The sequence below is a fragment of the Streptomyces sp. NPDC060000 genome, from assembly GCF_042737375.1.
GTDB lineage: Bacteria > Actinomycetota > Actinomycetes > Streptomycetales > Streptomycetaceae > Streptomyces.
The window spans coordinates 1-24,687 of sequence record NZ_JBHWUU010000113.1 but is presented as its reverse complement, the minus strand read 5'-3'; the positions used below and the strand labels follow the sequence as shown (position 1 = coordinate 24,687).

Genomic DNA, 24,687 nt, shown 5'->3' with positions numbered 1-24,687 from the left:
AATCAAAAGGGGGCGGCCGGGGCCGTGGCTGCTCGTTCGACCAGCCTGAAAAGCACGACAGCCCCGGTGACTTGAGACCCCCCGGGGCTGTCCAGGACCTGACTGGAGGACCTGATGCAGAACAGCATGACACGCACCGCGTCGCAGCCGCGGGCCGGGATCATCGACGACATCGAGCGCGAGGACGACTCCAAGGGCTACGAGCCTGAGGAGGCTGCCCGCGTCGACGTCGCCCGGGTCCTCGTTCCCATCGCCGCGCCGGTGCTGGCCGGTTGGGAGGTGGCGGCGTGATCACCAGCCTCACCGACGCCGAACGCGAGGCGCTCTCGCAGAAGAACCGGGAGCAGAACCAGCGGTCGGAGGCCAACCGCCGATGAGCGCCCGCCCGACCGACGACCTGTTCGTCCGCTACATGAAGGCGTTCGAGGACTCCACCAAGCACACCGCCGACTGCCCGGCCTGCCAGGGCGAGACGCCGTGTGCGCAGGGGATGCCGATTCACGAGCGGTTCGCCCGCCTTCAGGACGCCTACCGCGAACGCCAGTCGAAACAGCAGCGCTGACCCCGGCATTGCCCGTCGTCCCCGCCCCTCACCGGGCGGGGCTGGCGGAGAGCGTCGGGAGCCCACCCCGCTCCGGCCGTCCGGCCGTCGTAGACACGCAACAGCCCCAGGGTGGCCGCCCCGGGGCTGTCTCTTGCACTGGACCTTATGGGAGGCCCGAATGAAGCGAGTTTCCGTCGCCATCGTACGCAACCACGCCTACGCGCCCGTCTGCACCGACACGCCGGTCCGGCCCCGCGCCGCCTGTGCCGATGAGGACTCCGAGCTGTTCTTCCCCATCGGCAACACCGGCCCGGCGCTGCTCCAGATCGAGGAAGCCAAGGCTGTCTGCCGTCGCTGCCCGCTGATGGAGAGCTGCCTCGAGGGCGCGCTGGAGCGCAACGAGCTGGGCGTGTGGGGCGGCACCGATGAGACCGACCGCCGCCGCATCAAGCGCCGCGCCGCTCGCCGCCGCACCGCTGCCTGATCCGTTCTGGCGGCTGCCTGATCCGCTCGCACCGACCGCTGCACCACGGCGGCCGGGACGGGCGGCGACGGGGAGCCGGACAGCCCGGACCGACAGCCCAGGGAGGCCCTGATGGGCACGACGACCACCCCGCTCGACACCGCGACGACCACCACCGGCACCACTCGGCTGCCGGACTCGCTGTGCACGCACACGCCGCACTGCCCGGCCGCCCACAGCTCGGACAGGGAGGCCGCGCAGGCCATCGCGAGCCACCCGGAGCAGGGCTGGAGCCTGCTGTGCAACGGCGTCCTGGTCTTCGACGACACCGGCGACCTGCTCCCCGACGGCCGGGTCATCGCCCCGCACCGTCCCCTCGCGATCACGGCCTGACGGCTGCCTGATCCGCTCGCACCGGACGCCGCACCACGGCGGACCGGATCGGGCGGTGACGGGGAGTCGGACAGTCCCTTTCGCTCCCGCCCGGCGGGAGCCGCACACAGTTTCGTGTCCGCCCCGCAGCACTCCCCCGGACCCGCCGCCCGCACCACGGGCGGCCGGCCTTTCAGCACGGCCCGCTCCGGGAAGGCAACGGCCCCCCCGGGGCCGATTTCGGCTCCGCCGACCGCCGTTTCGGGAGCAGCCGACCGCGTTTCGGGAGCGGCTGCTCCTGCTTCGACCACACCCGGAATGACCCCCTCTGGAGGCCCCCATGACGATCACCGACATGCCGCAGAACGCGGCACCCGACACCCCTGTTTCGCGGACGCCGACCGCCGTTTCGGACGCACCCGAGTTCGTTTCGGGAGCCGCCGGGGCCGTTTCGGAGACACGGAAGCGGAACCCGATCAAGCCCAAGCGGGACCGCTTCACGGCCGCCCTGCCGTACGTCGCAGCGGTCTTCGGCACGCTGGTCGGCGCCATCGGCTTCGCCATGTCGTACGACACCCTCGCCAAAGTTGCTTTGAGCTGGGGATTCAGTGAGGGCCTCGCGCCCTGGTTCCCGATCGGCGTGGACGCTTCGATCCTGGCGTTCCTGGCCCTGGACCTCTACCTGATCCTCAAGGGCATCCCGTGGCCGGTGCTGCGGATGGCCGCACACGGCATGACCGGCGCCACCGTGTGGTTCAACGCGTCCTCGCAGGGCGAGATCGGCCACGACCCGGTCCAGTCCGCCTCGCACGGCGTCATGCCGGTCCTCTTCGTGATCGGCGTGGAGGCGGCACGGCGGCTGTTCATCAAGAAGGCGCAGCTCGAAGCGGGTACGCACGCCGACCGCATCCCGCTGCACCGCTGGATCCTCGCCCCGCTGGCGACCCCGAAGTTCTACCGCCGGATGAGGCTGTACGGGGTCACCTCCTACCCGGAGATGATCCGGCGTCAGCAGGACCTCACCGCCTACGAGCAGTGGCTCAAGCGCAAGTACAAGGGCAACCTGAGCAAGGCGTCCGAGGATGAGCGGCTGCCGATGAAGATGGCCGCCTACGGCTACACCGTCGCGCAGGCCCTCGCGATGCCTGACCAGCAGGAACGCGAGGCTGAGGAGCGGGCGGAGGAAGCCGAGCGCCGGCGCCTGGAGGCGGAGACGCGGCGGGAGGTCGCGCAGAAGAAGGCCGAAGCCGACCGGCTGGAGGCAGGCGGCGAACTCGAAGCCGTCCGCGCCCGGGTGGAAGGCACAACCGCTCAGGCCCGCGCCCACGCCCGAGCCCAGGCCAGCGCCGCAGAGCGGGCCGCTGAGCTGGAGGAGAAGGCACTGGAGACGGCCCTGGTCGCCGAAGCCCGCGCCCGCGAGGCGGAGGCGGAACGCAAGGAAGCCCAGGAGCGCCGCACGGCAGCTGCCGCCGACCTGGAGACGGCCGAACTGGAGCGGCGCGCGGCGGAGAAGCGGAAGGCAGCGGCGGAGGCCGACCGGGTCGCCGCGGCGGAGGCACAGGCGATCGAGACGGCGGAGATCGCTGAGGCTCGCGAGCGTGCTGCCGAAGCCGATCGGCGTGCTGCCGAAACGGAGATGGCCGCTGCCGAAACGCGCCGCCGCGCTGCCGAAGCCGACCGGCTGGCGGCGCAGGAGAACGAGCGCAAGGCGACTGCCGACGCCAACGTCCAGGCCGCCCGGCTGCGCGAGGCCGAAACGGAGATGGCTGCTGCCGAAACGCGGCTCGCCGTCGCCGAAGTCGAGCGGCGCGCGGTCGAAATGGAAGACGAGGCGAAGCTCACCTCGCGTGAGCGGGCGGTCCGCAAGGTCGCGCGCATGGCGCTCGCGGCAGGCCTGGTGACGGTCGGCCTCGGTCCTGACGAAATCCACCCCGCGCTGTCCCGGGTGGTCTCGATCGCCGACGTCCAGCGCGAGACGGCGGTGTCCTCCACGGACACGGCCTCGAAGTACCGCCAGGAGGCGGCCGAACTGCTCGCGGGCGGCTACCGCCCCGGGCAGTGACCTGCACAAACGAGCTGTTCGACGGTTCCACCGGCCCCCGAGACGTTGTCGTCGCCTCGGGAGCGCGGTGAAGGCGCCGAAACGCCACCCCAAACCCTGCCAGATCGCCCCCGCCCCGAGAAGGAGAACCCCACCTCATGGATATCAACGCACTGTTCACGGATGAGGGCCTGCGGGCCTTCACCGCGACCGTCCGCGACCAGCACGTTCGCGATGCCCAGCAGTACGGGCAGATCGCCGACATCGTGCGCCGGCGCCTGGAGCAGACGCCGATCGAGGGCGACCGCTGGATGGCCAAGAAGATCCGCGCGTGGAAGGTGTCGCGGCAGGTCAAGGCCATGCAGAAGGCGTCCGAGGAGGCCGCGAGCAAGGCGGAGGCCCTGTACGCGACCTACGTCAACGAGGTCCTGGAGCTCCCGCAGCGCAGGGCGGTGGCGGAGGCCAAGAAGCTGGAGCGCAAGAACAGCCGCCAGGCCGCCGTCGGCGCGGCCGTCGCGAGCTCGCTGAACAAGACGGTGACCTCGCTGGGTGCCCCGCCCGAGCAGGTCCCGGGCGCGGTCCCGCAGGCGAGGCCGGCGGAGTTCGTCACCCCGGACAACCCCTGGAATCAGTGGCCGATGGCGGCCGGTGGTGAGCGGCCGACCAGCACGATCAACGACTACTTCGCGAAGGGAGAACAGGGTTGAGCACGCCTCGGCAGACGCAAAACCGCGCGAATCACTGGAACGCGCGGATCCAGGCTGCCACGACCGAGAAGGAGCGCGCCGGGGTCTGGTACGACGCGGTCCGGACCCTGGCCCGCCAGGCCGAACGCGATGGCAATCCGGACCTGTGGCGCAAGCTCACCGCCACGCTGCACGACTTCTACAAGAACAACGGAGGGTGACGAAGTTCTTCTTCATCACCGGCTCCTCCTCGCCGCCTGGAGCACCCCAAGGCGCGCGCGTGTCGTGCGCGTGCGAGGGTGCCCCAGGCGGTGACCGTCTGTCAACTCCGAGAGGGAGACGTCATGGCCGACGACGACGGCCCCAACAACCTGATCCACTTCCCCCGCGTGGGCTTCACCGACCCCGCCGAACCCTCTGCGGAGACGCCCGATCCGGCCCCGGCCGACGTGCCGTTCGCGGCCCCCGCCACCGTCTCCACGGACACCCCCGCAACGTTTGCACCCACGACTCGCACCGCTCCTCTGGACACGATCGCGGCCCTGCCCGAGCCCGGTCTGGGCACCCCGTTCAGGGCGGATTCCGCGCCCGCAGCAGCGCCCGCTGCGGGGGGCGCGATGGTCCCGGCGACCTTCCGGTCCGAGAGTGCGCAGCCGGCCGCGCCGCGCCTGGGCGCGCTGTCGCTGGCCGCGATCCTGGCGGTGTCCCTGGCGGCCATGCGCGGCATCCACTCCGCCATCGCGTCGAACCGGGCCAACCGGGAGCAGCACGAGGCGGTCGCGAAGACCGCGAACGCCGGCAAGGACGGCTCCTTGGGGGGAAGTTCGAAGAAGCAGGTGCAGCCCAGCCACGAGTACGGCCGTAAGTCCCTTCAGCGCGGTCCTGGGAGCCCGGGAGGGCGCTCCGGCGGCGCTGGTCCGGGCAGGTCCGGAGGGGGCGGCAGCGGGGCGTTCAGCGGCTCGGGAGGCCGGGGGCGCAGCGGGGCGACGACCAGGTCACCCAGCGGTTCCGGCGGCGGCTCCCGGGGCGGGCGCGGCGGCGGTTCGGGCTCCGGCTCGGGCGGCGGCCGTTCCAACTCCGACTCCGGCAAGGGCGGCTCGGGGATCACCCCGCTCAGGCGCAGCTCGCAGGGCGGCGGCTCCAGTCTCAAGAAGAACCGCGGCCCCGGCTCCTCCGGCGGTTCGGGTGGCTCGGGCGGCGGCAAGGGTCCGAGTAACAGCGGCGGCGGTGGCGGCGGGAGGAAACGCTCCCCCGGCAGCGGCGGCGGGGCTGGCTCCTCAGGGGGCGGCCCGAGCACGAACCGCAAGCGCGGTCCCGGCGGCACCGGGGCCGGCGGTTCGTCCGGCGGTCCCGGCACGAAGCGCGGTCCGGGCTCCTCAGGGACGGGCACCGGCAAGACCGGGCCCGGCACGTCCAGCTCGAAGGGCCCCGGTTCCGGAAAGGGAACGGGCACGGGCCCCAAGAGCGGGACGACGAAGTCGCCGCGCGGCACGACCGGGCCCGGCGGGATCCTGCGGAAGAAGCCCGGCACCACCACCCCCGGCACCGGCCCGAAATCGAAGCCGAAGGGGAAGGGCACGACCGGCCCCGGCGGCGCGGCGCCCGGCAAGGGCGGCGGCAAGAAGGGCAAGACCCGCTCCGGCAAGGGCGGGACGGGACCTGCGCCTGGGGTGCCCAGGCCGCCGGGCGGGAAGTCCCGCAAGGGCAAGAAAGTCAAGCTCACGCCCGGAATCGCGCACGGCACCATGGCGGCGTCGGACACTTACGGCTGCCGCTGCCGCAAGTGCCGCCGCTTCGACCGCGAGTACGGCAAGAAGATGGACGCGGCGAGGAAGGCCGCGGCGCGCGGCCGGACCACCTTCGGTGAGGCGGTGCAGGAGACCGCTGAGAAGCGCCTCAAGCGCCGCCGCAAGAAGATGGGCCCGCCCGTCCTGTCGAAGGTCAAGGTCAGGAAGCCGAAGAAGAAGACCGGCCCGAAGACCAAGACCAAGGCCGGGAGCGCCAAGCCCGCCGGGAGCACCGGGCCCGTCGGCCCGGCCGCGACGGCACCGGCCCGCCGCACGCCGTGGTCCACGGCCAAGGCGCGGGCCCGCAAGCGCGCCCGGCTGCGGACCACCACGGTGCCGGGCCCCCGTCCGGCGCCGGCGACCGGCACGACCACCGTGCCGAAGTCCATCGTCATCATGCCCCCGCCCCGGCCCGCCCCCGCGGTCCCGGCCACCGCGGTCGCCGGGGCCACCACCGCACCGGCGCCACCGGGCGGGGGCACGGTGCCCGGCACCGGCCAGCCGCGCCTGTCGCCGTTCGAGGCGATGGGCATGGCGACGACGGTGTCCGCTCCGGCTGGTCCGATCACAGTCGAGCGGGCCGGCTCCCCCGGATCCGCTCCGGCGAAGTCCGGTGCGGTCCTGCCCGCCGGCACGAGCACGAAGGAGAACAGCGTGAGTGATGCCTGGCTGACGAAGTGGGGCAGCGGCAGCCTCGCGGACATGGACGCGCAGCACGAGACCGAGGTCACCCTCGACGACACGCTCGATGTCCTCGAGGAGCTCACCGCGCAGTCGTTCCAGGCGCACGAGACGTGCCGCAAGCTCTCCGTGAAGGCGCGGGAGATCCGGCACGAGCTGGACGAACTTGCCGCCGACCTGCGCTCCACGCACAACGTCATCGGCCGCCTGACCGGCGCCGCGATGGCGAAGCTGGCGGAGTCCATGGAGCTCCTGGCCCGCAAGGCCGACGAGATGGCCACCAAGTCCCTGGTGGCCGCGGAGCTCTCCGAGACGGCGGAGAACGCGATGTTCGACGCCTACCGCCCCTTGCAGCAGGCCACCGAGGACACGGGCCTGGCCGTGCCCGCCGCCCGCATCCACAACGAGAACTGAGAGGAGATCACGTGAGCGACAACCTCCCCGCCATCCCGGGCATCAACAACGGCGTCGCAGGCGGCGCCGGCAGCGGCTTCCTCGCCCTGGCCGGCCGGACCGCCAAACTCGCTGCCTCCGCCCTCTTCCTCAAGGAGGGCATGCACCTGCTCCGCTCGCACATGCAGGCCAACTCCAACGCGGCCATGCGCCTGTCGGAGATGTGCGGCCAGGCCGAAGTCGAGCACCAGTTCACCTCGATGATCGAGGACACCTCCACCGCCCTCACCGCGGTCGCGGAGGCGTCCGGGGACATGGTGAACGCCGCCGACTCCGTCGACACCGACGCCCGCGGCTTCAACAACGCGCACGACCGGGAGTACCGCCCCGGATACGAAGCCTCCAACGGCTCCGGCGTGCGCCAGGCCAAGCCCGGCTTCTACCGGCGCACCGGCCGCCGCAGCTGACCCACCCCATCCCCGCCGCAGCAGGGGCCGCGCCCACACCGGGCGCGGCCCCTGCTGCCCCCTGCCCCGAAGGAGGCTGTGTTGAGCACCATCGACCAGGCGGCGCCGACCGCCGACACCACCAAGCCCGTCCCCGGCCACGTCATCTACCGGCGCGTCCTGGCCGAACGCACCTCCTACGCCCTCGCCGCGGCCGGGATGGCCGTCGGCCCCCAGCTGGACGACAGCGCCTGGTCCTACCTCGCCTCCGGCGGCATCGGACTGGGCACCCTCGCCTGGCTGTACGCGAAGACCAAGGACCCCGACCACGGCCTGGACACCATCACCCGCGCCCAGCGGGCGATCCCGTTCCTGACGGCCGCCGGCACCTACGTGGCGAACCTGATCACCCCCGGCTTCAACTGGTGGGAGGTCGTCGTCCCGGCCGCGTGGGCGTCCCTGATGGGCTGGATGGCGCCGCTCACCCGCAGCGCCGGCCTGGTCCTGGAGCTCAGCGAGCACCAGGCGCAGACCGGCCCCGCCCGGGAGCTGACGTACACCGAGTTCCTCGCCGCGAAGTGGGCGCAGGCCACCGGCGATGGCACCCGCCTGGTGTCCATCACCCCGTTCCGCGCCGACCGGCCCGACTTCGAGGCCGTCGTCGTCGCCCAGGCCGGGAAGGCGGTGCCCACCTTCACCGAGGTGCAGCTGGCCGCCGCGTTCGACTTCCCGGTCGGCACCGTGAAGATGCGGCCGATCCAGGGGTCCGGGCCGGGCCGGATGCGAGTGGTCGCCCGGCCGACCAGCGAGGACAGCGAGCGCACGGCCGAAGGGCTGCGCGGCCTGTGGGAGACGGCGGTCGCCGCCCCAGGCGGCGCGGCCCCCGGCGTCGCCTTGATCGACTACCGGTCCGAGCCGCACCGCATCGTGCTCCTGGTCGCCTCCCCTCCGGGCAAGGAGATCCGGCTGCCGCACACGGCGATCTGCTCCGCGTTCGGTATCGACGACCCGTCCCGGCTGGTCATCGAGACCGACGGCATCCGGCAGGGCGTCGTCTCCGTCTACAAGACGAACCCGCTGATGAAGGTCCGCAAGGCCACCGTCGAAGACCTGACGATGGACTCCAAGGGCCGTATCACCATCGGCGTCTGCCACGACGGCAAGCCCGCCCGGATGCGGCTGTGGGACCCCGAACTGGGCGCACTGCGCGGCATCACCGCCGGCGTCACCGGCGCGGGCAAGTCCGTCCTGCAGAACCTGATCCTCGCCTCGGAGAAGCGCTCCGGCGTCGTCTCCTGGGTCGGCGACGTCCAGGGCGGCATGTCGCTGCCCGAGGCGGAGGGCCGGGTCGACTGGTTCGCCAAGGGCCCGGTGGAAACGCTGCTGATGCTCACGGCCGCGCACGCGGTCATGAAGTACCGCGAGCACGTCAGCAACGCGATGGGCCGCGGCGACTTCGCCCTCGGGCGGCCGTGGCCGCTCATCAACATCACGCTGGACGAGATCAACCGGCTGCTGTCCCACCCGGACGAAGCGATGCGCAAGGCGACCGCCTACCTCATCGCCGACATCCAGAAGACCGGCCGCAAGGTCGGCATCGGCATCCGGCTCGCCGTGCAGTCCCTGCACCTCAAGGACCTCGGTGACGACGACGCGATCCGCCAGCAGGGCAAGGTCGGTGCGCTGTTCCTCATGCGCACCGCCTCCTCCTCCACCAAGGAGATGGGCCTGGACGGCATCGCCCCGACCGGCTTCCAGATGGAGAACATCCCCGCCCGGATCTACGAGGACGGGCAGATCGAGGCACTGTTCTCCGGCAAGGACGACGAGGACGGCGAGTCCACCGCGGGCATGGCGTACATGTTCCTCGACGGGCGGGCCAAATTCATGCGCACCTTCTTCGCGAAGAAGGTCGACGGCGTCTACCCCGACCTGATCGCCCTGTACGGCGACGAACCGGCGAACGGACTGACCGAAGGCGAGGCCAAGGCCGCGCAGGCCGGGGCCGCGATCTACGGCGTGCGGCACACCAACCCGTACGCCGACTGCGAGACCCTCGCCCAGGCGTTCTCCGACGCTCCCGGCAGCAAGCCGACGACCGGCCCCCCGGCTGCGGACACCGACGGAGACGACGACAGCAGCGAGGCACCCGCCCCGTTCGAGACGCCGTTCGGGATCCCGTTCGGCGACAGCGGTCCTGATATCGGGGAGGAGCCCGGCCTCCAGGACCAGATCCTCGAACTGCTCGCCGACGGACCCAAGCAGCTCAAGGACCTGCGCGCCGCGCTGCCCGGCTTCCAGCCCTCCAGCGTCAGCAACGCCTGCACCCAGCTCAAGGCGAAGGGCCTGGCCGTCTCGCGCAAGCGCGGCCACTGGCAGCTCGCCGACAGCTGACCCGCACCCACCACCCACTCACCGAAGGAAACCGATACCCGTGGCCCTGTCGATCTCCCTGGTCCTGCTCCTCGGCATCATCGTCTTCGTCCTCGTGCGCACCGGCTACCAGCGGATCATGCCGGGCATCGCGGTCTGCCTGTTCGGCTTCTTCCTCGCCAGTACCGGCATCGCCCCCACGATCACCAGCGCCGTCTCCTCCGTCACCGGATGGATCAGCAGCTTCTGACCAGCCCGCCCGACCCCGCGAACGAGAAGGAGAACATGACGATGAACCGACCCCTGGTGCTCCTGGTCGACGACGCCGCCGACGTCCTGGCGGCCAGCCCCGAGGCCCGCGCGCTCGTCAACGAGCTGCTGCGCACCGGCCGCCGCAACGGCCTGGTGGTCCGCTCCGAGGGCCGCCGACCGCTGCCGCACTGGCAGTACCCGACGGCGGCCGCGCTCGAGGGCGCCGCCGACCAGCAGTAGCCCCGCCCGCTCCCCCGCCCCCTGCGCCCTCCCCGCCAAATCCGGCGGGGAGGGCGCCCCACGTCTGCCCCGAAACGGAGATCACCATGGACTTCGACCACATCACCCGCCCGCTCACCGACGCCGAAGCCAAGGCCGAAGCCGAGCGGATCATCGCCCGGTCCTTCCAGCCCGAGACGCCGGTGCGGCACATCCCGACGTCGTTCCGCGACGACACCCCGCTGCCCGCGTACGGCGACACCCCGCCCGTCCATCAGGACGACAAGCGGATCGTCCCTGCCTGGGCCGCCGGGATCGCCGTGGCCTCCATCGGCGTCGGCGCCGGCATCACCGGCATCGGCTGCGGAGCCTGGCTCGTGCTCCAGGGCCTGGCCTCCGTCACGCTCTACGGCGTCCTCATGGTCACCCTGCCGTTCGCGGGCGTCGCCATGGTCGCCACCGCGATCGGCGGCGCGATCAACAAGGCCCGCAGCGCCGTCACGAACAACGTGTTCGAGGCGCCGGTCGTGCAGAACACGCAGATCAACAACACCAGCAACCAGCGCGGGATGTTCTCCCGCACCCGCAACGACGTCCGCTGAACTCCGGGCGCCCTGCCTCGTATCCGACACCTCGCCCGCGGGCCGGGCTCGGGTGCGGGACAGGCCGTCCGGCCTCACGGTCAGTCGTAGTCGATCCAGATCCGGCCGTGCTCATCGACTTCAGCCCCACGGATCTGCCCGTCGACGATCGCCCGGTTGACGGTCACTTCGACGTCGTAGTCCACGTCGATCCACAGCACCCCGTCGTCATCGGTGTACGCGGGCCAGATCGTGTCGTCCGTGTCGATGACCTCATCGAAGACGACTTCCTCCGGCTCATCGCGGGTGAACCACCCCATCGCAGCCGCCTCCCCTCTCCGGTCCTGTCGCACACAGCTTGTCCCACTCGCACGCTCCGTGAACACCTCATCGACACCTTGGAGTTGACCCGTGCCGTCCAACGACAACACCCCCGGCCAGAACCGCCAGGAGCTCACCTACCTTCCCGTCCCGTTCCCGAAGGCGCCGCCCAAGGAGCCGCGGTTCGCCGCGCTGCGCGAGCGGCTGCGCGATGGGTGGAACCGGGCCTGGGACGTCGACGGCGTCCTCTACGAGATGTGGCAGGACGTCCTTCGCGTTCCCGAGGACGGCCCGCGGCACATGGCCCCCTGGATCCGGGCCGTCCTGATGGTCGCCGGAGTGTCCTTCGTCGTGCTGATGGCCAAGGCCGCCGGCGAAGTCGTCCTCCAGGCCCTGCACCAGCTGCTCACCGCCGTGCCCAAAGTGCAGGTCGGCGTCGACACCTCCAGCGGGGTCGCCGCCGTCGTCGACCAGCCGGTTCGCACGTACATCGCGCAGCACTCCACCGGCCTCGCCGTCGAAGGCTCCACCGTGTACACGCTGTGGCTGCTCACCGGCATCGTCGGCCTGGTCCTCGGCTACCTCTCCCGGAACAACGGCGTGCGGGCGATGTGGACCGGGTGGGGCGCGGCCACCGTGTTCATGGTCTGGACGACCACCCCGGCAGCCAGCCGTCCCATCGCGGCCGGGCTCGCGGTCCTCGCCTGGACGTTCCTTTCCGCGTTCGCGATGCGCGGCCTGACCCTGCGCCGCCGCGTCGTCGTCGGCCGCCCGGCCAAGGTCACCGTCAGGCCCGAGATCCACGTTCCGGTGCAGCCCCCGGCCCCGGCCGCCGAACAGCACCCGCACAGCGGCTGCCCGTTCCGGGACTGACGTCCGGTCGCTCCGCCTGGTTCTCGCCCACCCGTTCGCGGGTGGGCGAGGGCTGGACAGGCCGACCGGCCGCCTCGCACCGCGCCCCGCCGACACCAGAGCACGACGTCGACGGGGCGCGGCGCTTGCTGTCCACCGACATCTGGAGGAACCGCTCGTGCTCATCCCCCGCCCGCGTCGCCGGATCGGCCGGCCCCGCCCGCAGCGCCCCGGCCCCCGCTACCCGCAGCACCCCGCCCGGCTCCCCGGCGCCTGGAGCCGGTGATGCCCCGCCCCCGGAAGAAGGGGCGCCGCCGCGAGGTCAAGAAGGTGCCGCGCAGCACCGCGACCCTGCCGGAGTTCGATCGGCGCACCTGCCCCGAGGGCCTGGTCACCAGACGCCAACTGCGCGAGCGGGGCCTGAGCCCCGGCGGGCACGGCCCGGTCGCGGTCCTGCGCTGCAAGTACTGCGCGTACCGGCCCGACCAGTCGTGCAACCACCCGACCAGGGGCTGGCTTTACGACGTAAAGATCGCCCGACCGAAGCGCGTGCTGACGATGGCGCAGGAATGGGCGCTGGACAGGGCGATGGCCGCGAGGTCCACGTGCCCGACGTGCCTGCGCCGGTACTACTTCTGCCTCCCGCTGCGCACCCAGGGCTGCTGCGACCCCTGCGCCCGGGGCTACGAGCCCAGCCCCGACACGTACTTCCCTTCCACGGCCCCGGTGACGCACCGGCTGGCCGCCTGATCAACGACCCTGCTGAAGGAGAGTCACCGTGCCACTGTTCACCCGCGCCGCCCCCGCTCCCGAGACGTGGACGCCGGAGGGCACGGTCGTCGCCCAGCGCTACCGGGCGCTGGAGGGCGCGACCGTCCTCGTCTACACCGCCGACACCGACCAGGGCACCCCGCGCTACGTCGCCGCGTGCCTGGGATGCACTCACCGCGCGGACCGCAACAGCGCGGGCAACGTGATGACGGAGGCGGAGGCCGCCAGCGACGCCAACGCGCACGCCGCCGCCTGCCGGGCGGTATCGCGCGGCGTGCCCGCCCGGCCCGACGACACCGAGGTCGCCAAGCTGATCCGCACCCGGCTGTGGGCCCGCCGCTACGGCAACAAGCCGCACCCGGTGCGCCTGTCCGAGTTCAACGGGCTGCGCGTCGACCTTCAGCGCCCCACCGACTGGATCAAGGCCGTGCTGGTCGACATGGCGCAGGCCGACCCCGGCTTCCTCGCCGCGGAGCCCGTCGACTCCGGGCAGGGCGTCCGCTTCACCGTCCAGCCCTTCACCCGGCCCTGACGGTGCGCGTCCAGACCACCTTCGTAGTCGCGGCCGCCGTGCCCGTCACGGTCGCCGCGGCCGCCGCCGTCCTCGAGGCCGGCCGCTGGCGGCTGTACGCCGACCGGCACCGCATCGAGCTCAAGCCCCGGCCCCGCCGCTCCTGCCCCGACTGCCGGGGCGCGGGCGGCTGGTGGGTCGGCGGCCCGAAGACCACCATCGCGAACACCTGGCCCGCCTCGCAGGTCCTGTCCCTGGACGCGCTGCGCGAGACGGTCAGCGACGACTTCTCTGTCAAGTTCAGTGTGTTGAAGGAGCTCGCCCTTCACTCGAGGCGGATGGGCTGGGTGGCTGAGTGCTGCCCTGGCCGCGCCGAACGGTTCAAGCGGATCCACGAGATGTCCGCCGACCGCGACGGCCCTTTCTTCGCCGAGGACTTGGAGAAGCTGACGCGCAGGTATCAGCAGCGAGCCCGCTCGCGGTCCGCCGTATCTCTGCCGGCAAGGGGTCTGGCCAAAATGCGGGCCAAAGGGGCAATTAGTTGATCTTGAAGCCCTGACGCGCCCGGACTGAACGGTTCTCATTGGAAGGTGGTCTAACCGCCGGGAGAACAGGCTGGAGCCTCGCGTGCGACAGCCATGCGATTCCCAGAAACGGTCATTTATCCGAGTTGGCCGGGACGCGGCGGTTCTTGCGGTAGCCGTAGAGGTCGATGGCGAGAGCGACGGCGGCGTGAGTGGCGGGGTGGGGGTCTTGCCTGCGCCAGATGAAGTGGACGGGAACGGGATCGGTGTCGCGCAATGGACGGTAGGCGATGCCGTCGCGCCGGTATTGGGCTGCGGTGGCCTGGGGGGTGATGCCGACGCAGCGGCCGGTGGCGATGACGGCGAGCCAGTCGTCGATGTCGTGGGTGTACTCGACGGCGGGCCGTTCGCCTACGGGCCACAGGTCCAGGGTGGTGGTGCCGGTTCGGCGGTCGATGGCGAGGGTGCGGCCGGGGATCTCGCCCATGCGGATACTGCGGCGGCGGGCCCAGGGGTCGTCGGAGGCGAGAGCCACGTAGCGGTGTTCGTGGCCGACGAGGGCGTGTGACCAGGGCTTGAGGTCGAGAGGGGCGCGGATGACCGCGAGGTCGCAGAGGCCCTCGGCGAGCCCGCCGGTAGAGGAGTTGTGGCGGATGAGCCGGAGTTCGGTCTCGGGGTGGCTTTGGTGCCAGCGGCGCTGGAATTCGGTGGTGTGGCGGCCGAACGCGGACCAGGCGTGGCCGATGTGCAGGCGGCTGTGGCCCGTGGAGGCTTCGGTGACGAGTTCCTCCGCGCCGGACAGCAGCGGGCGGGCGCGGGCAAGAGCCTGTACGCCCGCGGTGGTGGGAGTGATCGTGCGGCTGGTGCGGTGCAGTAGCCGCACCCCGAGGATCTTTTCGAGGGCGAGCAGGTTCCGGGAGACGGCGGCCTGGGAGATGCCCAGCTCGATGCCGGCGTCCGTGAAGCTGCCGGTGTCGACGATGGCTACGAGGCACCGCAGGTGCTTCAGCTCCAGCGCAGCCGCCCCGTTCCGCGTCTCATCCATCCATCCAGCGTATAGCTGAGCGTGTGGATGCATTTTGCGTATACCGATGGTGCGCTCATCGTGGAGGCCATGAAGCTCGATCCCTCCCCCGTCGCATCGCCCCGGGGCACCGCAGTCGACGGGACCGCCTCTGCCCGAGGGACGGGGCGCGGGGCCGGGGTGGCGCTGATGCTGGGCAGCGGCCTGTCCAACCAGACGGGGGCCTCGATCGCGGCGATGGCGTTCCCGGTGCTCGGGCCGGTCGGGGTGGTGGCGGTGCGCCAGTGGGTGGCGGCCGTGGTGCTCGGGGCAGTCGGCCGACCGCGGCTGCGGCACTTCACCGCAGCGCAGTGGCGTCCCGTGCTGGGCCTGGCGCTGGTGTTCGCGGCGATGAACCTGTCCCTGTACGCGGCGATCGAGCGGATCGGGCTCGGGCTGGCGGTCACGCTGGAGTTCCTCGGCCCGCTGGCCGTGGCGCTGGCCGGCTCCCGGCGCCGTGTCGACCTGGTCGCCGCGGTGGCGGCTGCCGCAGCGGTCGTGGTCCTCACGCGCCCCACACCCTCCACCGACTATCTGGGCATCGGCCTGGCTCTGCTGGCCGCGGCATGCTGGGCCTGCTACATCCTGCTCAACCGAACCGTCGGGGCCCGCCTACCCGGCCTGGAAGGCTCGGCCGCCGCGGCGGCCGTCTCCGGTGCCCTCTACCTGCCCGTCGGCGTGTGGGTGCTGTGGCACCACCCGCCCACAGCCGCGGCGCTGGGTTGTGCGCTGGCCGCCGGGGTGCTCTCCTCCGCGGTGCCGTTCCTGGCCGATCTGCTGGCGCTGCGCCGCATCCCGGCACACTTCTTCGGCGTGTTCATGAGCGTGAACCCGGTCTTCGCGGCCCTGGCCGGCCTCACCCTCCTCGGACAGCAGCTCGATGCCCTCGCCTGGCTCGCCATTGCCATGATCGTCGGCGCGAACACCGTCGCCGTTTCCACCGCACACCGTCCCACCATCCACGGGAGTACGACGTGAAGGTCCTTATCGTCCACGCCCACCCCGAGCCCGCTTCCTTCAACGCCGCCCTGAAGGACACGGCCGTGGCCACCCTCACCGCACAAGGGCATGAGGTGAAGGTCAGCGACCTGTACGCGATGGGCTTCAAGGCGATCCCGGACGCCGACGACTTCACCGCGGCCCGCAAGGACCCCGGCCGGCTCCAGATCGACATCGAACAGGAGCACCAGCACGAGACCGGCACCTTCCCGCCCGACGTGGCCACCGAGCAGGCCAAGGTGGAGTGGTGCGACCTGATGATCTTCCAGTTCCCGATCTGGTGGTTCTCCATGCCCGCCATCCTCAAGGGCTGGGTCGAGCGCGTCATGGCCCGCGGCTTCGCCTACGGCGGCGGACGCAAACACGCCAGAGGCGTCTTCCTCGGCCGCAAGGCCATGGTGTGCTGCACCACCGGAACCTCCGCCGACACCTACGCCCCCGACGGCATCGAAGGCGACATCCTGCATCTGCTCTGGCCGGTCAACAACGGAATCTTCCACTACATGGGCTTCACACCTCTGCCCCCTTTCACCGCCTTCGCGCCCCGCCTGGCCACCGAGCAGGAACGCAAAGAGTGTCTCGACGCCTACGCCGAGCGTCTGCGCACTATCGAGACCACCGCCCCCCTCTTCATGCACCCCCGCGAGGACTACGGACCCGACCAGCGGCTCCTGCCCACCGTCGAAGCCCGCAGCGGCTTCCAGTGGAACCCCCGCGCCGACCGGACCCACGCGGAAGCGACCACCGGTCACCCCGGCCTCATGCACCGCCACCCCGCCCAGGACCGGTGACCTGCACCGTCACTCCTCGACGCCGTCATCGGACGGGCCATCGTGTTCTCCGGCGCGACCCGCAACTCCCTGGTGGTCCTTCCCCTCGCCCTGGCCCTGCCCGACCGTCTCGCCCTCGCCGCGGTCGTGGTGGTCACCCAGACCCTGGTCGAACTGGTCGGCATGGTCATCTACGCCCGGACGATTCCGCGACTGCTCCCGGCTTCCGCTGCCCACTCCGATGCGGGCCAGGGATAGGGCCGCACACCCCTCATTCCGGAACAGCGCCGTCGTCGTCCTCGTCGCGCCACCCCCGGTGGCCGGGCTGGGCTGGTGCCGTAGGGCGCCGGAGCTGCACAGGCAGCGCACGGATCACCGAGGTGCGCTCTGCCAGCTCCTGGCGCAGGAGCTGGTTCTCGGTCGTGGCCTGGTGCAGCGCGCCGACGAGCCCTTCGACGTCGGCCTTCCAGCGGGCGATCTCTTTTGCGTCGGCAGCCCGACGTTCCTTGAGCTTGCGGACCTGCTTGCGAAGCCGCTGCTCGCTGTCCGGGGTGCCGCCGCGGGCGCGGACCGTCTCGTAGAACTCGTTCTTCAGGTCGGTGTGCCGCTGGGTGAGTGCGTTGCGCGGGACGCTGGCCTCGGTGGCCAGGGCGACGATCGTCAGCGCCCCGTTGGAGTGCTCGGGTGTGCCTCCCAGAATGCGGTCCATTGCGGCGCGGATGCGGTCGCGCTCATCGCGGGCTGGGCTCATGCGGTCGGCTCCTGGGTGTGGATACGGTCGTGCTCGTGGCGGTCGGCCAGCTCCCGCAGCTGGTCCGCGCGCCGGGCCAGCCGCTCGGCGAGCGGGCCGGGCAATGCCTCGGAGGCGGCCTGTCTCTCCAGGACTTGGGCGTGCTGAAGGAGCTGGTCGGCGTGGTGGTCGGTGCGTGCGACGTTCGCGCATGACGGCTGGCAGCGGTCCAGCCGCGGCGCGTCGGTGACGTCCAGACGGTGACACAGCGCCCGGTCCCGGTTGTAGACGCACATCAGGAAGGAGCGCGGGTTGTCGTAGACCGTCAGGGCGGGGTTGCCCAGGATGTCGCGGGCCTGGCGGTGGGTGCGGATCGACCCGGCGAAGGTCGGGGCCTGCGCGGCCGCGTGGATGGCCCGCCGCGCGGCGGGCCCGGAGATGCCCACCCCGTGGGCGAGGTCGTCGTGGAGCGTGGTGAGCGCGTCCGCGGTGGCCCGGGCGGTCTCGATGTCGAGCAGTTCGTGAATGCCGTCGCGGCCGCGGGCTAATGGTGGAGTCGGGTATTGGAACCGTCCGAATGCCTGGCTCACGATCTCCCCCGGTGGCTCCCGTTGGCGGCGTAGCCGCCGAGTCGCCTGCGGACGCCTCTGTCACCTGGTCGGACCAAGGACCCCTTGCTCGATCTGCAGAGACTCACGGTCGTGCATAGCGTTCAGATTGCAGCAGCAGCGTGCGGATAGGCGTGTGGCGGTGACGGGACCGATCCCGACTGCGCTGCTGATCGGACGTCCGCCAGCGTAGTCGCACCTTCTGAATGGATCCCTAACTTCGAGACGTGGAGGTAGCCCAGTGTCCGTCGCGAGAGTTGTCTCAAAAATCGTCCCTCAGGAATTTAAGTCACAGAGCGACCTGATGTCTGATCTACCGTGAGTTCCATTATGGCGCTAATCGGTTCCGGGGAGACTCTACAGCTCTTTATCAAGCCGCAACCATCACCTGCTCCGGCGACCCCTTCCTGGTTGCCCGGAGTCGCGGCAGGCGTGGGCACCCTACTCGGCGCGACCATTGCAGGTTTGATCGGCGCCCTGACAGCACGCTATACGAGCAGGACGCAGCAGAAAATTACCCAATTGACGCTCATGCATGCGCGCGAAAACACCCAGGCGGAAATCGATCATTTGAATGTTCGAATGTTCAATGAGCGTTTCTCTATGGCTTCTGAGCAACTGGGGCATAGGGAACCAACTGTGCGCTTGGCGGGAGTTTATGCGATGGCCGGGCTGGCTGACGACTGGGTTGAGCGTCAACAGACCTGTATCGATGTCCTCTGCGCTTACCTCCGATTGCCCTACCCGCCGGAGCCTGACGAGACAAGTCCGCCACCAGTCCATTTGACCTGGCAAGCTCACAAACAGGTGCGGCAAAGCATCATCAGCTGCATTCGTGAGCATTTGGTCGAGAGAGCCGAGTCGAAGTGGCGAGGGCGCCACCTTGACTTCAGTGGAGTGGTCTTCGATGGCGGCCATTTCATGGGTTCGCATTTCGATGGAGGTGTCATCAATTTTTCCAACGCGCGGTTCATTAATTACTTTTCTTTCCGTGAAGCGAAATTTACCAAATCAGTCATACTGATGGCATGGTCAACTTTCGAGGGGCGCGTAGGCTTCGAAAAGGCGGAATTCCATGACTGTCTCCTCGCCTTTGATCATTCGAAATTTTTTGGAGGTGGCGTAAATTTCGATAACGCTGTTGTTGAGCACAGTATTGCCGCCTTCCATGATTTGACCTTCTCTGGCGGCTCATTGGATCTTCGGCACTGCAGATTTTTGCAGTGGCCACCAAAATTCAGCCCTGGCGTGGACGACAACCCCCCGGAGGGACTGCTCCTCCCGGGGGGCTCATAAGCCCTGCGTGAAACCCCGCAGCCAGCGCTGCGGATGTTCAGGAAAGGGCGGATAGGGCCCTTCCGTTCTCGGGTTTAGTTGTGGAGTCGGGTATTGGAACTGTCCGAATGCTCCCGCCCCAAGAGCGCCTGGCGGCCAGCCTGAGCCGTAGGTCGACCCCTTCGGTTCGTGGGTTGTGGCTGGTCCGTCGCCGTAAGTCGGCGATCCTGGCGTGACGGGCACTGGTGCGCGCCGATTGGTGCGGCACTTGCGTTGCAATGGCGGCACTACCGAAGGTACTCAGCTGGAATGCAGGACAGCGGTGTCGCGTGTACCTCGTCGAGCTCAGGCAGTCCGTGGGGATCACGCCGCCCCGGACTGAACCCGGACAAGACCCCGACTACCTTTCCGGTCACGACGTCTGCGGCTGTCGCACCACTGAACCCGATGGGAGGGACAGCGCCCGTCAGCACAATCAGGGATTCTTCCACCGGGCCTTGGACAGTGTAATCCTGGACCACCCGGACTCCTCTGTCACGATTGTTTTTATCGCGTCGCCCGTTCGTCCAGCCTGTAACCTTCATGAGTGTGCCCGGCTCGGGAAGGTCCAGCGAAATTCGTGCCAGCCAAGGCCAGTGATCGTCGATCTCCATCACCGCCAAGTCGAGTTCTTCGTCACGATAGATCACACGCGGCTGGGACCAGGTGTCACCGAGCTTCAGTTTGACGGTAGCCCCGATGGGCATCGCATGTGCCGCGGTCACCCAGCGTCTCGGAGCGATCTGCACCGCGCTGCCCACTTGGCCGTGACCGTCAGCTGTTCGCGCGTAAAGACGCGCAACAGCATTGTTCGCGGACTTTAAGCGCCATGGAATGACAACTTCTCTGTTAATTACTTGGCTTCCGCTCACCATGGCGGCGAGGGCGGCGGCAATTGCTACCCATGTCTCAAGTCCGAGGACTGCCACCAAAGCAGAGAGCATGCTAACTAGCACCAAGGTAAGAGCGGGAAGAGCTCCCTCGGTTCTCTGGTGAATTTCCTTCAGTCGGTTCATGAGTTAGTCTTTTCTCTCATCGATTTTCCGTGCTGCGACAGCTCACGTCAGCGGCGTATGCGGCCCAGTCCCCGGCGGATGCCTTCTGCCACTGGACGGCGACCTTGATGTGGACTCCGAGCATCCGGGCGAGGATCGCGGCGGGAAGCTCGGTCGCTAGGGTGAACAGGGCAGTGGACCGATCCTGTTTGGGCCGAATCCCGATGCTGTGGAGGCGCTTGCCGATCTGGCTGTCGGTGAGAGGGCGCCCTGGGTGGCCGCCCGGGAACAGCCAGGGGCAATCGTCCGGAGTCCCGATCTTTGCCTTGCCCCGGCGGGTTGCGACGAGGTCACGGACCAGGCTGGCTAGCGGTGTGGGGAGGACGACTGGCGAGCTGCCGAATGTGATCGTGACGGTGTCGCCGTCGATGTGGACGTCGTCGACGGTGAGTTGGCTGATGGTCGCGATCTTCTGCGCGTAGAGGATCAGCAGCAGGCCGACGACGCGATCCGGGGTCGGCAGCGTGTCATCGGCGAGGAGGCGGCGGGCGTCGGCCCACCGTTTCTCGCTGTCGATGGCGCCCTGGGGGCCGGTCCAGCGGACGGTGCCGTAGGTGAGTCCGTTGGCATGCCGGTGCTGTACCGACCAGCGCACGAAGTGGCCGGTCTCGTCGCGGTAGCCGACCGTGGCATCGGCCATCCACCGTTCCAGGTCCGGCTGGGTGCACGTCCCCAGCGTGAGCCCTTCTCGGTTGAGCCAGGTCAGGAAGCTGTCGGCTGCGGTGACGTGGCAGCGAACGTTCAGATCCTGGAGTCGTGTCGCGTGATCTTCGCCGAGGCGTCTCCGGAGCCGGCGCATGTGGTGCCAGACCGCGTAGCCGTGCAGGATCCGACGCTCGGCGAGATCGGTGCGGGCCTGGACGGTCTCGGTGATCCTTTTCTCCAGGGCGATGAGCCGTTCGTCGCGGGGCGGGAGGGTGCCGGTCGCGACCAGGACACTGCGCAGGTGGGCCAGCACTTTGCCCGGGGGTAGCTCGTCGAGGACCTCGTGGGTGACGGGCCGCTCGTCGCGTCCTATGTGCTCCAGGAGATCGCGCGCTTTTGAGCGCGAGACCCAGGCGAGGGCGACGTCGGGGCGCTCGGCACTTGTCAACGCTTTGTGGAACGGGGCGAGTTCAGGGCGGAGGGCTCCGGTGGCGTGTCACAGGCCCCCAACTGCCGCACCTGTTCCAGCGGCGGCCCTACTGGCAGCCACAGGTCATGAGCGAGGCCGGCGTCAAGCGCGCACTCGACCGAACCCTGGAGGCCACCGGACTCCGCGACCACGCTGGCGAGCCACTGCGCTACACCCCGCACGACTTCCGAAGGATGTTCGCGACCGAAGCAGTCACCGGCGGCCTGCCCGTCCATATCGCCGCCCGAATCCTCGGTCACAAGACGCTCACCACCACTCAGGCATACCTTGCGGTCTTCCAGGACGACCTGGTACGAACCTACCGAGGCTTCCTCGACCGGCGCCGAGCCGAGCGGCCCCAAGAGGAATACCGCGAACCGACCCCTGCGGAGTGGCAGGACTTCCAGCAGCACTTCGAGCTCCGCAAGGTCTCCCTCGGCACCTGTGGCCGCCCCTACGGCACCCCCTGCAAGCACGAGCACGCTTGTATCCGTTGCCCGGTCCTCCAGTTGGACCCCCGACAGCGACCCCGTCTCATCGAGATCATCCAGAACCTCCGTGAGCGGATCCGCGAAGCACGCGGAAACGGCTGGCTTGGAGAGGTCGAAGGGCTTCAAGTCAGTTTCGACGCCGCGATGGCCAAATTCAACAGCCTCAAGAACACACCGGCCGACGGACGACCCCAACTGGTCGACCTCGGCATGCCCGTCTTCACCGACTAGATGATCTCGATGCTCAGCTGGAAGCCCAGTTCCTCAAAGCCCAAAGAGGCCGCAACACGCCGGGAGGCAGGAGGCCGCGCACGCCATTGCGGCAGCAGCCCGGCGGCGAGGGCATGTGCGACCGTCGCTGAGCCTGTCACCCGCGCCAGTCCCTGCCCACGCACTGCTGGTGCGGTCAGTACGCCGATGTGAGCGGTCCGACTCGGCCAAGCCCGATAGCCGGCAGCAGCAACTACTTGTCCTTGCTCGCGGACGACGAAGGCGGGCGACGTGATCTCGTCCAGCGCTGCCTCCCCAGCGTCCTCGTCGCCAGCCACTTTCTCCAGATGCCGAAGCTCCGGGTGGCCAGCTGGTAGTTGTTCCACCAACAGCGCACCTGCTTCCACCGGGCGGAAACCCCCTGGTGACAGATACGACAGCGCCGCCGGGCCGAGCGCCCTTGCAATAGGCAGCACCTCCCAGACCGAAGTGCCATCCACGATGGCCTCCACCGACAGTCGCGCCAGCGCCTTACGAACGATCAGGGTGGTGCTCTCAGTCGGCACGGTCACGATCGCTGCCCCGCCCAGAGCTACCGCCCCAACCCAGCCGACTGGGCACAGCCCTGAATCTGGGGAGACCACCACATTCACACCACCAGGCGGCGCGAACGACGCCGGCACTCGCGCCAGGTCCTCCCACAACCCACGAGCTCTGAGCAGCAACGGATCCATCGACATGGCCTCGATCCTGCCAGGCGGAGGCAGCTGCTGACCTCGTATTTCACTCGGTAACCGGTCTTCCAGAGGCATCAGAAAACACGCGGCCAGGATAGCCACGTCCATGATCGCCTCCTTAGTCCGGAAAAGTGCAAGCGGCCTCACCGAAATCCTTGCCCGCGCACTGCGCGACCGCGGCCGCCAGGTCGAAGTCGAGCACCTTCACGTCCACTTGCCGCGCGTACTCAAGAAGCCCGCCAACGGCACCACCCACACGCAGGAGGCCACCCGATGAAGCGTCTCTTCCGCCGCTGCGGCCACGCGCCCGGCGCCCTCTCCCCCGAGGACCAGGCCGCCGTCGACCAGTTCCGCGCGATGCTCGCCGCCCTGCGCGATCCGGAGCCCTGGACTCCCGGCCAGTGCCAGGACCTCGCTGTCCGGGTCGGTCCGTTCGTAGAGCGCGCTCACGCGCGCCCGGGCGACGACCACGGACCCGACGTGATCGCCGTCGCCCTCCAACACCCCAGCGGCTCGTACACGCCCTACGGCGACCGCTACCGGAAACTGGGCTGGCTGCGCTGCGAGACGATCGAGATCCTCGGTGTGTGGAATCCGGCCTACGAGCCGCTCACCCACGCCGCGGCAGGCCTGGACCTCCCCGACGACGTCGGCATGGCCCCGGCGAACTACGGCGTCCACGTCGAAGCACGCCGCAGCGACGGCACCGGCTACACGCTGCTCCGTATCGGCCCCTACTTCCAGACCTGGCTCGCTTCCCGCGACGCCGACCGCCTCAACACCGAGCTGGAGGGCAAGGCGGCCACCGTCGTCCCCGGATTCACGGTCACCGCGAAGGCCGCGCCGTTCGACGTCAGCGACCACAAGAGCTACGACAACCCGTACGAGACCGACGCCACCGTGCTCCTGGCGGCCGCCATCGCCCGCGAGGTGTCGGCATGACGACGGCCCTGTACGAGATCGAGACCAGCGAGGCCGATGACGGCACGACCGTCCCCGCAGAAGGCATCTGGACCCCCGAAGGAGAAGACGCGGCCGACAACGGGTTTGTCGTCTACCGCGGGCTGTACGTCGCCGGCATCGGAGCCCCGAACGACGACCGGCCGCACCCGGACAGGTTCGCCGTCCTCGGACACCAGCGGTGGGCGGACATCATCGAGGCCGCCGCCGCGTACATGGACCGCGTCCACAGCCAGCCGGTCCTGCACCTCTACCCGGGCGACGACCCGGCGGAGCTCATCCCCCGCATCCCGCGCGCAGTCCACACCCACAGCGTCTTTTTACGACACCCGCACCCGGACCATCCCTGCGGCTGCGAGTGGGAAGACACCTGGCGCGTGGTCTGGGCATCGGCCACGGAACCGGCACCGTCCCGATCACCGCCATGCGGCACCCCGCCGCCCCGGCAACCGCCACCGGCATTCCCAACCCCGACGACGGCGTGCCCGCGAGCTGGGCACCCTGACGCACGAAGGCCCGTACCCCCGCGAACGCGCGGGGGTACGGGCCTTTTTGCTTTCAAGGGGCTGCACAGCGAGCCCGACCCTGAAGGCCAACGGGCGTGGCACCGCACTGCAGTTTCCGCTGACGCGGATGTTGTACGCGTACAACATCCGGCCCCTGCCGACAGCGGCTTCCGCAATGTTGTACGCGTACAACATCCGGCCCTGCAGGCGTTTTCTTGTACGAGACGCACGAGGAAGGTGGTGCTTCCGCGGCTGTCGGCCCGGGTTTGTGACGACGCGGCAGAGGGGCGGATGTTGTACGCGTACAACATCC

At 69.7% G+C, this 24,687-nt stretch carries 31 protein-coding genes and 1 pseudogene; 25 read left to right on the top strand and 7 right to left on the bottom strand.

All coding sequences use genetic code 11. The features are described 5' to 3' along the window. Positions 1-126: 126 nt before the first annotated feature. The 13 genes from ACFWBB_RS38945 to ACFWBB_RS38885 all read left to right on the top strand — a co-directional run bounded on the left by ACFWBB_RS38945 (position 127) and on the right by ACFWBB_RS38885 (position 10,859). The gene (locus ACFWBB_RS38945; protein WP_385282875.1) at positions 127-291 is read left to right on the top strand and encodes a hypothetical protein; all 165 of its coding nucleotides are present in this window, start codon (positions 127-129) and stop codon (positions 289-291) included. A gap of 82 nt (positions 292-373) precedes the next feature. After that, positions 374-562: a hypothetical protein gene (locus ACFWBB_RS38940; RefSeq protein ID WP_385282872.1), complete on the top strand. Its 189-nt coding sequence runs from the start codon at positions 374-376 to the stop codon at positions 560-562. Positions 563-722: 160 nt separating this feature from the next. Then, a complete protein-coding gene (locus ACFWBB_RS38935) occupies positions 723-1,028 on the top strand; it encodes a WhiB family transcriptional regulator (RefSeq protein ID WP_385282870.1) in 306 nt (101 codons plus the stop codon). 180 nt (positions 1,029-1,208) lie between these two features. Next, positions 1,209-1,400, top strand: coding sequence for a DUF5999 family protein (locus ACFWBB_RS38930; RefSeq protein WP_385282882.1), 192 nt, complete (start codon positions 1,209-1,211; stop codon positions 1,398-1,400). Between the two features lie 319 nt (positions 1,401-1,719). Beyond that, positions 1,720-3,441 carry a DUF2637 domain-containing protein gene (locus ACFWBB_RS38925; protein WP_385282868.1) on the top strand — a complete coding sequence of 574 codons (1,722 nt, stop codon included), beginning with the start codon at positions 1,720-1,722 and terminating at the stop codon, positions 3,439-3,441. A gap of 137 nt (positions 3,442-3,578) precedes the next feature. Continuing rightward, positions 3,579-4,127 (top strand): hypothetical protein, encoded by a 549-nt coding sequence (locus ACFWBB_RS38920; protein WP_385282862.1) that lies wholly within the window; start codon positions 3,579-3,581, stop codon positions 4,125-4,127. Then, positions 4,124-4,327: a hypothetical protein gene (locus tag ACFWBB_RS38915; protein WP_385282859.1), complete on the top strand. Its 204-nt coding sequence runs from the start codon at positions 4,124-4,126 to the stop codon at positions 4,325-4,327. The genes ACFWBB_RS38920 and ACFWBB_RS38915 overlap by 4 nt, the downstream gene beginning before the upstream one ends. A 123-nt stretch (positions 4,328-4,450) precedes the next feature. Continuing rightward, entirely contained in the window at positions 4,451-6,988 is a 2,538-nt protein-coding gene (locus ACFWBB_RS38910; protein WP_385282856.1) for a hypothetical protein, read from the top strand. Positions 6,989-6,999: 11 nt separating this feature from the next. Next, positions 7,000-7,434, top strand: coding sequence for a conjugal transfer protein TraB (locus tag ACFWBB_RS38905; RefSeq protein ID WP_385282853.1), 435 nt, complete (start codon positions 7,000-7,002; stop codon positions 7,432-7,434). Between the two features lie 81 nt (positions 7,435-7,515). Beyond that, a complete protein-coding gene (locus tag ACFWBB_RS38900; RefSeq protein WP_385282850.1) occupies positions 7,516-9,807 on the top strand; it encodes a hypothetical protein in 2,292 nt (763 codons plus the stop codon). A 40-nt stretch (positions 9,808-9,847) separates the two neighbouring features. After that, entirely contained in the window at positions 9,848-10,036 is a 189-nt protein-coding gene (locus ACFWBB_RS38895) for a hypothetical protein (RefSeq protein ID WP_385282847.1), read from the top strand. Beyond that, positions 10,018-10,278, top strand: coding sequence for a hypothetical protein (locus ACFWBB_RS38890; protein WP_385282844.1), 261 nt, complete (start codon positions 10,018-10,020; stop codon positions 10,276-10,278). Before ACFWBB_RS38895 ends, ACFWBB_RS38890 begins: the two co-directional genes overlap by 19 nt. A gap of 86 nt (positions 10,279-10,364) precedes the next feature. Then, positions 10,365-10,859, top strand: a complete 495-nt coding sequence (locus ACFWBB_RS38885; RefSeq protein ID WP_385282842.1) for a hypothetical protein — start codon at positions 10,365-10,367, stop codon at positions 10,857-10,859. Between the two features lie 80 nt (positions 10,860-10,939). On the opposite strand, the gene ACFWBB_RS38880 is transcribed toward ACFWBB_RS38885, so the two are convergent. Then, positions 10,940-11,158, bottom strand: coding sequence for a hypothetical protein (locus tag ACFWBB_RS38880; protein ID WP_319069314.1), 219 nt, complete (start codon positions 11,156-11,158; stop codon positions 10,940-10,942). 91 nt (positions 11,159-11,249) lie between these two features. On the opposite strand from ACFWBB_RS38880, the gene ACFWBB_RS38875 reads away from it, so the two are divergent. From ACFWBB_RS38875 to ACFWBB_RS38860, 4 genes are all read left to right on the top strand, one after another. Further along, a complete protein-coding gene (locus tag ACFWBB_RS38875; protein WP_385282838.1) occupies positions 11,250-12,032 on the top strand; it encodes a hypothetical protein in 783 nt (260 codons plus the stop codon). 264 nt (positions 12,033-12,296) lie between these two features. After that, positions 12,297-12,761, top strand: coding sequence for an RRQRL motif-containing zinc-binding protein (locus ACFWBB_RS38870; RefSeq protein WP_385282835.1), 465 nt, complete (start codon positions 12,297-12,299; stop codon positions 12,759-12,761). Between the two features lie 28 nt (positions 12,762-12,789). Next, positions 12,790-13,314, top strand: a complete 525-nt coding sequence (locus tag ACFWBB_RS38865; protein WP_385282833.1) for a hypothetical protein — start codon at positions 12,790-12,792, stop codon at positions 13,312-13,314. 2 nt (positions 13,315-13,316) lie between these two features. Then, the gene (locus tag ACFWBB_RS38860) at positions 13,317-13,838 is read left to right on the top strand and encodes a hypothetical protein (RefSeq protein ID WP_385282831.1); all 522 of its coding nucleotides are present in this window, start codon (positions 13,317-13,319) and stop codon (positions 13,836-13,838) included. Positions 13,839-13,950: 112 nt separating this feature from the next. On the opposite strand, the gene ACFWBB_RS38855 is transcribed toward ACFWBB_RS38860, so the two are convergent. Continuing rightward, positions 13,951-14,862 carry a LysR family transcriptional regulator gene (locus tag ACFWBB_RS38855; RefSeq protein ID WP_385282828.1) on the bottom strand — a complete coding sequence of 304 codons (912 nt, stop codon included), beginning with the start codon at positions 14,860-14,862 and terminating at the stop codon, positions 13,951-13,953. A 168-nt stretch (positions 14,863-15,030) separates the two neighbouring features. On the opposite strand from ACFWBB_RS38855, the gene ACFWBB_RS38850 reads away from it, so the two are divergent. The 3 genes and pseudogenes from ACFWBB_RS38850 to ACFWBB_RS38840 form a co-directional block, all read left to right on the top strand. Beyond that, the gene (locus tag ACFWBB_RS38850) at positions 15,031-15,858 is read left to right on the top strand and encodes a DMT family transporter (RefSeq protein ID WP_385282879.1); all 828 of its coding nucleotides are present in this window, start codon (positions 15,031-15,033) and stop codon (positions 15,856-15,858) included. Then, positions 15,855-16,670, top strand: coding sequence for an NAD(P)H-dependent oxidoreductase (locus ACFWBB_RS38845; RefSeq protein ID WP_385282825.1), 816 nt, complete (start codon positions 15,855-15,857; stop codon positions 16,668-16,670). The genes ACFWBB_RS38850 and ACFWBB_RS38845 overlap by 4 nt, the downstream gene beginning before the upstream one ends. Positions 16,671-16,685: 15 nt before the next feature. Next, positions 16,686-16,907, top strand: a pseudogene (locus tag ACFWBB_RS38840) (arsenic resistance protein); the annotation flags it as partial. Between the two features lie 13 nt (positions 16,908-16,920). Here ACFWBB_RS38840 and ACFWBB_RS38835 read toward each other — a convergent pair. Further along, complete coding sequence (locus ACFWBB_RS38835) at positions 16,921-17,400, bottom strand: hypothetical protein (protein ID WP_385282822.1); 480 nt, start codon at positions 17,398-17,400, stop codon at positions 16,921-16,923. Beyond that, the gene (locus ACFWBB_RS38830; RefSeq protein WP_385282819.1) at positions 17,397-17,969 is read right to left on the bottom strand and encodes a hypothetical protein; all 573 of its coding nucleotides are present in this window, start codon (positions 17,967-17,969) and stop codon (positions 17,397-17,399) included. The genes ACFWBB_RS38835 and ACFWBB_RS38830 overlap by 4 nt, the downstream gene beginning before the upstream one ends. 336 nt (positions 17,970-18,305) lie before the next feature. Here ACFWBB_RS38830 and ACFWBB_RS38825 point away from each other — a divergent pair, with 336 nt between their 5' ends. Continuing rightward, complete coding sequence (locus tag ACFWBB_RS38825; protein ID WP_385282816.1) at positions 18,306-19,283, top strand: pentapeptide repeat-containing protein; 978 nt, start codon at positions 18,306-18,308, stop codon at positions 19,281-19,283. Positions 19,284-19,549: 266 nt separating this feature from the next. On the opposite strand, the gene ACFWBB_RS38820 is transcribed toward ACFWBB_RS38825, so the two are convergent. Beyond that, positions 19,550-20,317, bottom strand: coding sequence for a trypsin-like peptidase domain-containing protein (locus tag ACFWBB_RS38820; protein WP_385282813.1), 768 nt, complete (start codon positions 20,315-20,317; stop codon positions 19,550-19,552). Positions 20,318-20,333: 16 nt separating this feature from the next. Then, the gene (locus ACFWBB_RS38815; RefSeq protein WP_385282810.1) at positions 20,334-21,449 is read right to left on the bottom strand and encodes a hypothetical protein; all 1,116 of its coding nucleotides are present in this window, start codon (positions 21,447-21,449) and stop codon (positions 20,334-20,336) included. 107 nt (positions 21,450-21,556) lie between these two features. Here ACFWBB_RS38815 and ACFWBB_RS38810 point away from each other — a divergent pair, with 107 nt between their 5' ends. Next, on the top strand, positions 21,557-22,192 hold the full coding sequence (locus ACFWBB_RS38810) for a tyrosine-type recombinase/integrase (RefSeq protein WP_385282807.1): 636 nt from the start codon (positions 21,557-21,559) through the stop codon (positions 22,190-22,192). On the opposite strand, the gene ACFWBB_RS38805 is transcribed toward ACFWBB_RS38810, so the two are convergent. Further along, positions 22,189-22,911 carry a GNAT family N-acetyltransferase gene (locus ACFWBB_RS38805; RefSeq protein WP_385282877.1) on the bottom strand — a complete coding sequence of 241 codons (723 nt, stop codon included), beginning with the start codon at positions 22,909-22,911 and terminating at the stop codon, positions 22,189-22,191. The two genes, ACFWBB_RS38810 and ACFWBB_RS38805, sit on opposite strands and share 4 nt — an antisense overlap. A gap of 103 nt (positions 22,912-23,014) precedes the next feature. On the opposite strand from ACFWBB_RS38805, the gene ACFWBB_RS38800 reads away from it, so the two are divergent. The 3 genes from ACFWBB_RS38800 to ACFWBB_RS38790 form a co-directional block, all read left to right on the top strand. Next, positions 23,015-23,185: a hypothetical protein gene (locus tag ACFWBB_RS38800; RefSeq protein WP_385282804.1), complete on the top strand. Its 171-nt coding sequence runs from the start codon at positions 23,015-23,017 to the stop codon at positions 23,183-23,185. Then, positions 23,182-23,850 carry a hypothetical protein gene (locus ACFWBB_RS38795; RefSeq protein ID WP_385282802.1) on the top strand — a complete coding sequence of 223 codons (669 nt, stop codon included), beginning with the start codon at positions 23,182-23,184 and terminating at the stop codon, positions 23,848-23,850. The genes ACFWBB_RS38800 and ACFWBB_RS38795 overlap by 4 nt, the downstream gene beginning before the upstream one ends. Then, positions 23,847-24,687 (top strand): hypothetical protein (locus tag ACFWBB_RS38790; protein WP_385282799.1); only part of this gene is annotated, 841 nt, incomplete at its 3' end. The genes ACFWBB_RS38795 and ACFWBB_RS38790, both read left to right, overlap by 4 nt.